The sequence below is a fragment of the Methanofastidiosum sp. genome, assembly GCA_020854815.1.
Classification (GTDB): Archaea; Methanobacteriota_B; Thermococci; order Methanofastidiosales; family Methanofastidiosaceae; genus Methanofastidiosum.
On record JAHKLW010000093.1, the window covers coordinates 2,501 to 12,007 of the forward strand.

General features: G+C 37.1%; 6 protein-coding genes and 1 rRNA gene (1 of these 7 running past the window's edge). 3 read left to right on the forward strand and 4 right to left on the reverse strand.

Annotation, left to right across the window (positions count from 1 at the left end):
• Together KO464_10450 and KO464_10455 are read left to right on the forward strand one after the other, a co-directional pair.
• A 23S ribosomal RNA gene (locus KO464_10450) occupies nucleotides 1-1,461 on the forward strand; it begins 1,558 nt to the left of the window's first position.
• A 165-nt stretch (nucleotides 1,462-1,626) separates the two neighbouring features.
• Nucleotides 1,627-2,001 carry a roadblock/LC7 domain-containing protein gene (locus KO464_10455; protein ID MCC7573777.1) on the forward strand — a complete coding sequence of 125 codons (375 nt, stop codon included), beginning with the start codon at nucleotides 1,627-1,629 and terminating at the stop codon, nucleotides 1,999-2,001.
• Between the two features lie 24 nt (nucleotides 2,002-2,025).
• On the opposite strand, the gene KO464_10460 is transcribed toward KO464_10455, so the two are convergent.
• The 4 genes from KO464_10460 to KO464_10475 are packed head-to-tail and all read right to left on the reverse strand — an operon-like array spanning nucleotide 2,026 to nucleotide 9,164.
• Complete coding sequence (locus tag KO464_10460; protein ID MCC7573778.1) at nucleotides 2,026-5,373, reverse strand: DNA polymerase II large subunit; 3,348 nt, start codon at nucleotides 5,371-5,373, stop codon at nucleotides 2,026-2,028.
• On the reverse strand, nucleotides 5,374-6,936 hold the full coding sequence (locus KO464_10465) for a DNA-directed DNA polymerase II small subunit (GenBank protein MCC7573779.1): 1,563 nt from the start codon (nucleotides 6,934-6,936) through the stop codon (nucleotides 5,374-5,376).
• A 24-nt stretch (nucleotides 6,937-6,960) separates the two neighbouring features.
• Nucleotides 6,961-7,179 carry a hypothetical protein gene (locus KO464_10470; GenBank protein MCC7573780.1) on the reverse strand — a complete coding sequence of 73 codons (219 nt, stop codon included), beginning with the start codon at nucleotides 7,177-7,179 and terminating at the stop codon, nucleotides 6,961-6,963.
• Between the two features lie 38 nt (nucleotides 7,180-7,217).
• Entirely contained in the window at nucleotides 7,218-9,164 is a 1,947-nt protein-coding gene (locus KO464_10475) for a DEAD/DEAH box helicase family protein (GenBank protein ID MCC7573781.1), read from the reverse strand.
• Nucleotides 9,165-9,235: 71 nt separating this feature from the next.
• Here KO464_10475 and KO464_10480 point away from each other — a divergent pair.
• A partial coding sequence (locus KO464_10480) for a hypothetical protein (GenBank protein ID MCC7573782.1) occupies nucleotides 9,236-9,507 on the forward strand: 272 nt, incomplete at its 3' end.

A 9,507-nucleotide genomic window follows, 5' to 3' on the forward strand; every position in this document is an offset into this window, starting at 1 on the left:
CCGAGTGGAACCATCGTTCCATCTAACTATATAATTCCATGGAGATGCTTAATGCAGAGAATTGGAAGAAATTAGGAATGGCCTGACGATTTAGTCGGGTTCGGCCGATCTCTGGAGTCCGTGAAAAGAGGATAGAAATGAATTCTTTATGTTCGTACTGAGATCCGACACAGGTGCCCCTTGGTGAGAAGCCTAAGGCGTGTTGGGATACTCCAGTTAAGGGAATTCGGCAAAATAGCTCCGTAACTTTGGGATAAGGAGTGCGTACTGTCTTTAATCGGACGGTACGTCTCAGTAACTTGAGGGCTTCGACTGTTTAATAAAAACACAGCTAGCTGCTATCCTGTAAAGGTTTGTACAGCTGGTGACATCTGCCCAGTGCCGGCACGTTAACCCCGGTTCCAACCGGGCGAAGCGCCGGTAAACGGCGGGAGTAACTATAACTCTCTTAAGGTAGCGTAATACCTTGCCGCTTAATTGGCGGCTTGCATGAATGGTGTAACGAGAGCCCTACTGTCCCTAACTGGAACCTAGTGAAACCACTTCCTGGTGAATATGCCAGGGTCCCCCGATGGGAAGCGAAGACCCCATGGAGTTTTACTGCAGCCTGTCGTTGTTGCTTGGACTTTGATGTAGAGCGTAGTTGGTAGCCATCGAAGCAATCTCGCTAGGGATTGTGGAGGCACAAATGGAACACCAACCTTCCAAGTCTAAGCAACTAACCAACATTGTTATTGTTGGGACACCGGTAGGTGGGCAGTTTGGCTGGGGCGGTACGCCCTCGAGAAGGTATCGAGGGCGCCCTAAGGTTGACTCAGGTGGGTCAGGAATCCACCGTAGAGGGCAAGGCCAAAAGTCAGCCTGACTGGATATTGCACCACAAGATATCCAGAGGCGAAAGCCGGGCCTAGCGAACTCCAATGCCTCCTTGATGGGGGCTTGGACTAACAGAAAAACTACCCTGGGGATAACTGAGTCGTCCGGGGCAAGAGCCCACATCGACCCCCGGGCTTGCTACCTCGCTGTCGGTTCTTTCCATCCTGGGTCTGCAGCAGGACCCAAGGGTGGGGTTGTTCGCCCATTAAAGGAGAACGTGAGCTGGGTTTAGACCGTCGTGAGACAGGTTAGTTGCTATCTATCGGGGGTGTTGGTCGTCTGAAGGGAAGGTAGTCCCAGTACGAGAGGAACAGACTGCCGTGGCCTCTGGTGTGCCGGTTGTCTGATAAGGCATCGCCGGGTAGCTACGCCATAGTTAATAAGGGCTGAAAGCATCTAAGCCCGAAATAACCCCTGAAAATAGACAACCACTCTCTAATAGAAGAAGGGGATAGGTGACTATAACTTTAGTTAGAGACGAAGACACGGATAGAAGATCCGGTTGATAGGTCGGTAGTGTAAGTACCAAGCCTTCGGGCGAGGTATTCAGCTTACCGATACTAATAGTCTAAGGTTCATAATTCCGAAATAGTTCGAGGTCAAACGATAGGATTTGTCGAAGATTACTATGCATTCTGTTTTTATTAATTATTTGTTTAATGAAAGATATTTTAATATTATTATCATCTTTAATTTAGTAATTCATAAACTTTATATATGCAGACTTTTCATTAATAAATTGGGGATTATATGGCTCAGAAGTCAAGAACTCAAAGTTTAACTGAATTATTAAAGGAACTAGAGGCCACAACTCCTGATGTTGAAGCATCTGCTGTCGTATCGACAGATGGACTTATTATCGCAAGTTCTCTTACTCAGGATGTTGATGAGGACAGAGTTGCTGCAATGTCAGCTGCAATGCTATCACTTGGTGAGAGAACTTCTCAAGAATTAAAAAGAGGCTCTTTAGAACAAGTGTTTGTTAAAGGTGCCAATGGATATATCTTAATGATGGGTTCCGGTCAAGAAGCTGTGTTAACTGCTCTTGCCAGAAAAGATGCAAAATTAGGCTTGGTATTTTTAGATATGAAAAGAACTGCTGATGAAATATCTAAACTAATCTAATAGTCTTCTAAATTATTTTATTATTTAACAAAAATCTGATACTGACAGCTGTTTATGTTTTTCTCTAAAGTTCATTTTAACTTCAGAATCCGCCAATGTAATTTCTTGAGATGTATACTCTTTTATTTTATATTTTGACGATATGTCTATACTCAATTGCATATATTTCAAGATTGAGCCTTTTGTAACTGTTAATACAAGTTTATTGCTACATTTTGCACACTTTCCAGATAGAGGAACTCGCCTATAAGTAGTATTACATTTGGTGCATCTTACTTTCTGTTTTGAATATGATCTTATATTTCCTTTGATATCAGGTATGAAATGGGTCTTTAGAACTCTCTCTGCAACATCGTTTTCATCTACTGCCCTTATCTTTTTAGCAATGTCAAATTGAGACATAAGTTTTTCTTCCATAGAATTTAATGTAGTATAACTACTAGCTTTTGGTCCTTTAGCTATGTCGGATGTATGGTGTGTAAATTTAATTCCATAATAGGCTCCTTCTGTACCTAATCTATTTTCAACCCTTTCAATCTTTATTTCCTTCGGATGGATGTATTTTAACGTAGCTTCATAGAACTTCGCAGGATATCTCTCACATATATCCATGTTATGGACTTCTTTATCTACTTCTCTTGGGTCAATTCGTGTAGTTAATACAAGTGGGGCATCCATTTGACCGCCTCTTTTTTGAGGGAGATAATATCTAGAAAAATTAAGTAGAGGGTCCATCAAAAGCATTATCGAATCCTCATCTCCATCGCAGTTTCTTCTCTTGGCAGCATGAAAATACGGGTGGGCGTATACAACTTTAGTATCAGTAAATCCAACTATACGTCCAATAGTTCCGGCCGAAGTATGGGGTGCCAATCCAACTACTAATTGTCCTATAAGATCTTCTTTCTTTTCAAGATTATAGTATGGATTCAATCCATATATATTTTCTAATTCTTCGTCAATAAACTTAGAAACTTTGAATAAATAAGTTATTGAATCTGTTGGTACAATAAGATCCTGGACGTTTAGTTCAATTATTTGATTTTCATCTGAAAGCTCATTTCCAAGATAGTCCTTACTATATCCAAGTTCTTTTAGTTTTTCAATGCTCACATTAGCTTCTTTTGGAATAAAATGAGTCAATGGTGCGTCAGTTGCATCATACCTGCAAGTTCCATCCTTGAAAACGTAAATTTCATTGGAAGCCCTAAGTATGCCCTTTTCTATAGGTTCTGGGATTTTGTATTCAGAACTCATACCTTGTACACCCTTGACTTCTTTTGGAAGTTCATGGCCTAAATTCAAAAGAGCAAGACTCAAGTCTTCTTTTAAATTGACTTTTTTCTTTGAATATACTCTAAGCGGTGATCCACACTCAGGGCACTTTTCGCTGACTACACTTGAGCCTTCATAAGAGCATGTTTGATGAGAGCAACACATATACATCTTTGTCATACTCTCACAATTTGGACATTTGGTCAAGTGTGTCTTAGTATTACATTTAGGACATCTTTTATTAACTGACTCTACTTCTATGAAATTTTTTTGTGATGCTTTAATAAGACTTCTAGTAGAACCACCAGACATACCTATTGGGAATAAAACATGAACAGGTGGACTCATCTTTCTCTCCTTTGCTTTTTCTGGCCTTCCCATTCTACACCCAATAGTGGTAGGTATTGTATCTCTAATTTGAATCCCTAGTAAATTTGATACCATATCAAGAACAGTTTCACCATATGTTTGTTTGCCTGAAAGAATAAGTTTCATTATATAAGAGTCTATTTGTACATTCCCATCTGATACTTTATGCGGAACACACAAATTCTCAATAATTTTTTTTATCTTCTTACCATCTTCCAAATTAAAAAAGATAGAGTTCTCATTTATGGTATAATCTTCATAATTAATAAGATAATCCAAATCATCTGTTGATATATAATTCCAAAAGAAAGTATATTTTGGGTGGAGAGGGATCCCATATTTCTTTGATAATTCAATTGCTTCTTTTACTTCTGGAACTCTTTCGCCTTCAAATAAATCATTGATTTGTTCTTTATCCCCTTTTTCATCAAAAGCTTTTTTTAGATCTTGGACCCACCACTCTTCTACATATCCTGAAGGCATCAATAAGTGATTATTTTCCACAAAGTCCCCATATGCAATAAGAACATCACCTAAGAATATAATCTCCTCAACATCTTCTGGTTTTATACTCTCATAAGCATAAAGCCAATCACAGCTTTGATCTTTAAATTTTACATAAGGTGGGAGAATTGAATCCACAGGCATAGCAACTGTGGCTTTACCTGGCCTTTCAGTTTTAAGTTGAGTCCCCACCGCTATGAATCCATTTACTATTTCCATAGCTGCTGGATGATATCCCCAAGCAGCAAATCCAGTGTCTCTGCTACGACCATACCTTAGCCTAAATCCACCTTTACTACTGGGATGAGCTATAACAGGTCTTCCTGCAAGTAAATCCGAGAGATATTTCCAATTAGGTTTTATTTTTTCAGTTTTATCTTCACTTTCTTTTTTTTCTTCTTTTTTTATGTCTTTTATAAATTCCCAACCCTCTAACTCGAAAACCTTCATTACTTTTTCAATTTTCTTTGATTTTTGAATAACACCCTCGGCCAAAGCAAGAAGAGCTCCTCCTCTCACTTTATTTGTTTCAATCCTTGGAAGGTTTCTATATCCTGAAACCTCTATTTCTTCAGTGCTCTCTCCAGTAATTTCAATAGGAATATTTGAGAGTGCAATTATCACTTCCTTGTTGGATGGTTTATACTGCAAATGGGTTTTTCCTCTTTCGTACAATTCAATTTCTTCAATGAATCTCTGGATTTCTTCTTCCGTTGCCTTGTATTTAGAAAGTCCAAGAGTTTTTCTCACATAATCCCCCAAAAGAACTGAGAGTGCCGCTGCAGTTCCACCGGCAGATCTAATTGGCCCTGCAAAATATAACGCTAGATAATCAGTACCATCAAAATTAGTTTTAATCTTAACATCAGAAATGCCCTCTAAAGGAGCAGAAACTATACCTTCAGTCAAAATAGCAAGACCTGTTCTCACCGCCTGCTCAGCTAACTTTTCTTTTGAATTTTTCTTTGAATATTTTTCTGCAATAATTTCCTCTGCAATCATAATGGCAATTTTTTCTCTAGAATGGCCTTGTAGATCAAGTTCTTTTATCTTCTTTGCAACACCTTTTGGCCCTACTATCCCTTCTATTCTGCCGGCCATATCTGCAGCCAGAGGTATTTCAACAGATGGTGATGGGTCTAATCCTTTTTTTCTTGCTTCTTGGGCAATTTCATAAGCTTTTCTTGCTTCACTTTCTAAAGAATTAAAATAAGCTTCAATCAATTAGTATCCTCCACCGTCATTACAAAATCCCATAATTGAGAGCTTGTGAGTTTTTAAATCAAATATTGGAACTCGCCCCGGCGTGGGCATAATATTCCTCATCTTCTGGTAGTCAGTCTGCGCTTGCCAACCCCCAGAATTGATCATGGATGTTCCTCTATAATTACCATAACCATTAACATGAACATGTCCAGTATGAAAAATATCTGGATGGCTATCAATCAATAAATAATCCCTTTCTTCAGGCGAGATGGGAGTTTTACCACCATATACTGGTGCCAAATGTCTCTTTCTGAGCATTTCCTTCATTGCAGGCACAGGTTTATCATGGCCTACACCAGCTATCCCTTCAACAAAATCATAAATACTTGTTCCATGATAGACGACAGTCTTTACTCCATGCATTTCAAAAAAGCAAGGATTTGGAACCATATCGACATTTGGTAATTCATATAGTTTCTCAGCATACTGTTTTTCTATAGGTAATTGGGGCTCGCCACTTCTAGTTGCGTCGTGATTTCCGGGAGACATAATTATTCTTATCCAGTCTGGAACCATTGAAAGCAGTTCATAGAGTCTTTCATACTGATCATACACATCAAGTATTTCTAAATCTCTGTCCTGATTAGGATAGGTGCCTACGCCATCGACTAAGTCCCCGGCAATAACTAAATATTTTACCCTGGAAGCTAAATCCCTTTGGGCCGGCGATCCCATTCTAATATTCAACCATTTTACAAATTTTAAAAAAGATTTTTCTAGAAATGCATTTGAGCCAACATGTACATCTGAAATATGAACTGAGCACAAATCAACTTCACTTCTACACACTTCCCTCGAAACAGGTAAATCCGGGAATTCAAACTCTTTTCCGAATATTATCCCATCACCAAGAGTTCCCTTAATCCAGATGATTTCATCAAGCATAATATACTTGACCTTCTCGTCAAGTTCTTTTGAGCCTGAGAAAAATACTTTTATTCTTCCAGTATCATCTTCTACAGTTAAAATAAGATTTCCTTTCTTTGACTCATTTTTTTCTGTTATCATTCCAACTACGCTTGTTTCTTCACCCTTCTTTGCCCTCAAAGCTTCCCCTATAGGCATGAAATCTCTTGTAGATGGCCTTTCTCTGAACATCTTCTTCATCTTGGAATATCTGTCATTGAAAAGTTTAACAAAATCTTCTATTGAACCCTGTGATACGTTTTCTTGTTTAATGTTTTTAGTAAATTTAATTTCTGCGTCATTTTCTTTTGCAGGTATCCTTTTTCCATTAATAGATCTCTTAATCTCTGTTTCAGGTTCTTCTTCCAACTTAACTTCTATTTTTCCCTTTTCAATTTCTATAGGGATTTCATTTTCTCCATTAACATTTATAAAATTCTCAAGGTCATTATCATCAACAAATACTTTTCCCTTTTCCTTTAGAAATTCAATTAATTCCACATACCTGTTTTTTTGAATTAAAGCTAAGGCTTGGACGGAATTAACAGTAAGTATAAGATTGTTTTCTAAAAATAGATTATTTATTTCTTTATTAAATGATGTCGATTCTCCCACCAAATCACCATAGGATTAATGGGATTAGTTGTCGTAAATTAGGTCTTCTTCAAGGCTGTCCTCGAAGGTTTCTTCCTCTTCGTACCATCCCAATATCTCTTCTTTTTCTATGAGTTCCCACTCATCTTCAAAATTGATTAGTATGAGCTCTTCTCCACAGAATGGACATTCTATGTTTAATCCATCCTTTACTTCTTTAAACTCGATAACTTCCAGACATACAGGACAATCAATTTCCTTCATTCTATCCCTACCTATACCCCTTCACATAACTTTTAAATCTATCTGTGAATTTCAAAGAACACTTTTATTTTTTCTTTAAGAATTTCTTCCGAGTCAGGAATAAACTCTATACTATCTCTTATCCATTTGGGTATATCCTTTGACACAAATTTATTTGCAACTCTTTCATCAAGAAATACAATTAATGCTTTGTCTGATAAAAGTCGGTGGGCTCTACCCGCCGCCTGGCTCAATTTTCGGTGAGCAGGAAGATAATATCCATAATATTTCCCTTTTCCATAAAATACTCTTTGGTAGTATTCTATCTGTGCTTCTATTCTAGGAGTTGGTCTTGCATATGGCACTCCAACGATTATTACTGTATTCATCTCATTTCCAGGATAATCTCCACCCTCAGCATTTCTACCCCCCATCACGCCTAATAAGACGGCACCGTTTTTACCAGAATGATGCTTGAAGTCAGAAACTAACATATCATTTTCTCTTGAGTCCATGTTTCGCCTTTCTATAAAAATTGGTTTATCAGACATTAAAACTATGCCTGAGTTAAGTAAGCCATCAACGACTTCATAGGAAGAGCAGAATATCCCGACATTTGCAGGCACGGAATGAATAACATCTATAGCTTTGCGCGTTATTTTTTTGTACATTTCTTCATTCCTATGAGTTCCTTTTGTAGTTACTCCTTTTGTAACCATGCCTTTAATGTTTGAAGGTGAAAATGGAGAAGTAAATATTTTGAAAGCTGGATTTCTTAATCCAATAATATCTGAATACGCATCCAATGGCTCAAGAGTTCCTGACATATGCACAGAACCAAAAGCAAAATCTAAGACTTGTGTAGTTATAGGTCTTGGGTCAAGAGACAATATTCCAAGTTTCAATGTATCTTCGTCTTTTTTAGTTTTAGTTTTCTCAAAGGTATAACAGTACCCTTCACTTCCTCTTGCATTAAACCAGTTTCCAAGAAATGATGCGATTCTAAAAATGTGAGACCTGGGCATCTTATTCTTCTTAAGGCGGGTCTTTTGAACTTTTTCACCAACAGTCTTCATATAGACTATGAGATCAAAAAGAATTTTTTCAAAACTCTTAGAAACAAAAGGACCTTTCAAACCCTCAAGCCTTGTAAAAAGATCTTGATAGGTAATAATGGCTTCATCATCTTCTTCGAACTTAAAATCATTTTCTAGTTCTAAAAAAACATCATAAAATTTATTTAAAAATTCTGAGACAATAGGCTCTTCAAATTCTATTGACTCATTTATCGCAGCGGTAATCGAATAGATTGAAAGTTGATCTGAACCAAGATTTATTGCAAGCTCAGAGAGATTATGCGCTTCATCAAGAATCAAAATGATATCTTCAAGCGTTGCTCCAATACCTTCAAGGAAATTATCTCTTATTTCAGGGTGGAAAATGTACATATAACTACAAGAAATTACTTCAACTTTCTGGAGTATCCCCTTAACTACTTCATACGGGCACATATTTTCTTCAATACAAAGTGCAACGACATCTTGAGACAACGAGGGTTTTTGTGAAAGACTTACTTCGATCTCATAAGCTCTATCATCCTTCTCTTTCATATTTTCATAATACTCACATTTATTCTCTCTTCTTAATAATCTACAAACATGAAGTGCCATTGAAGTATCCATTTCATTATTGATAATAGTTGGGTGTAGACACATTGAATTTCTACCTTTTATAGAAATTCCTGATACCTCTACATTCTTCCCGATTTCCATCAACTCTTCCATAACTCTGTCCATCTGTTTATGAGTTCTGCAACAATAGACTATTTTTTTTCCAAATTTTTCTGCCAAAGGCAAAACTGCAGCTAGGACTGAGATAGTCTTACCAAAACCAGTGGCCGCTTCTACGATGGGATTCTTTTTCTGAATCAGACTAGTTTGAACAAATTGAATAAACTCCTCCTGATTTGTTCTGAAATTATCATAAGGAAAGAAGGAGTTCTCCATACTTCCATTTTAATTAGCTTATTAAAAAATGTTTGGATAGCTATTTATATTATAATTTCTAAAAAAAGAATATGTTAATACTTTCTGAAAATGATCTTAGATCTGTTCTTAATTATAAAAATGTCTTAAAAGCACTAGAATCCGGATTTATCGCATATATGAGAAAAGGAAAATTTCCCCTTAGAACAGCAATAGATGCTGATAAAAATAAAACAACAGTGTTGTTCATGCCTTCTTCTTTTTTAGACAAGTCAGGAGTTAAAATTGTATCATTATGCGAAAATAATCCTTCTAATAGACTTCCCTACACCAGAGGTATATATGTTTTGGTTTCACTAAAAGA

What these genes read in the sequence shown, in the direction of transcription:
- KO464_10455 (MCC7573777.1), top strand. Translation starts at nt 1,627, where the DNA reads ATGGCTCAGAAGTCAAGAACTCAAAGTTTAACTGAATTATTAAAGGAA.
- KO464_10470 (MCC7573780.1), bottom strand. Translation starts at nt 7,179, where the DNA reads ATGAAGGAAATTGATTGTCCTGTATGTCTGGAAGTTATCGAGTTTAAA.
- KO464_10475 (MCC7573781.1), bottom strand. Translation starts at nt 9,164, where the DNA reads ATGGAGAACTCCTTCTTTCCTTATGATAATTTCAGAACAAATCAGGAG.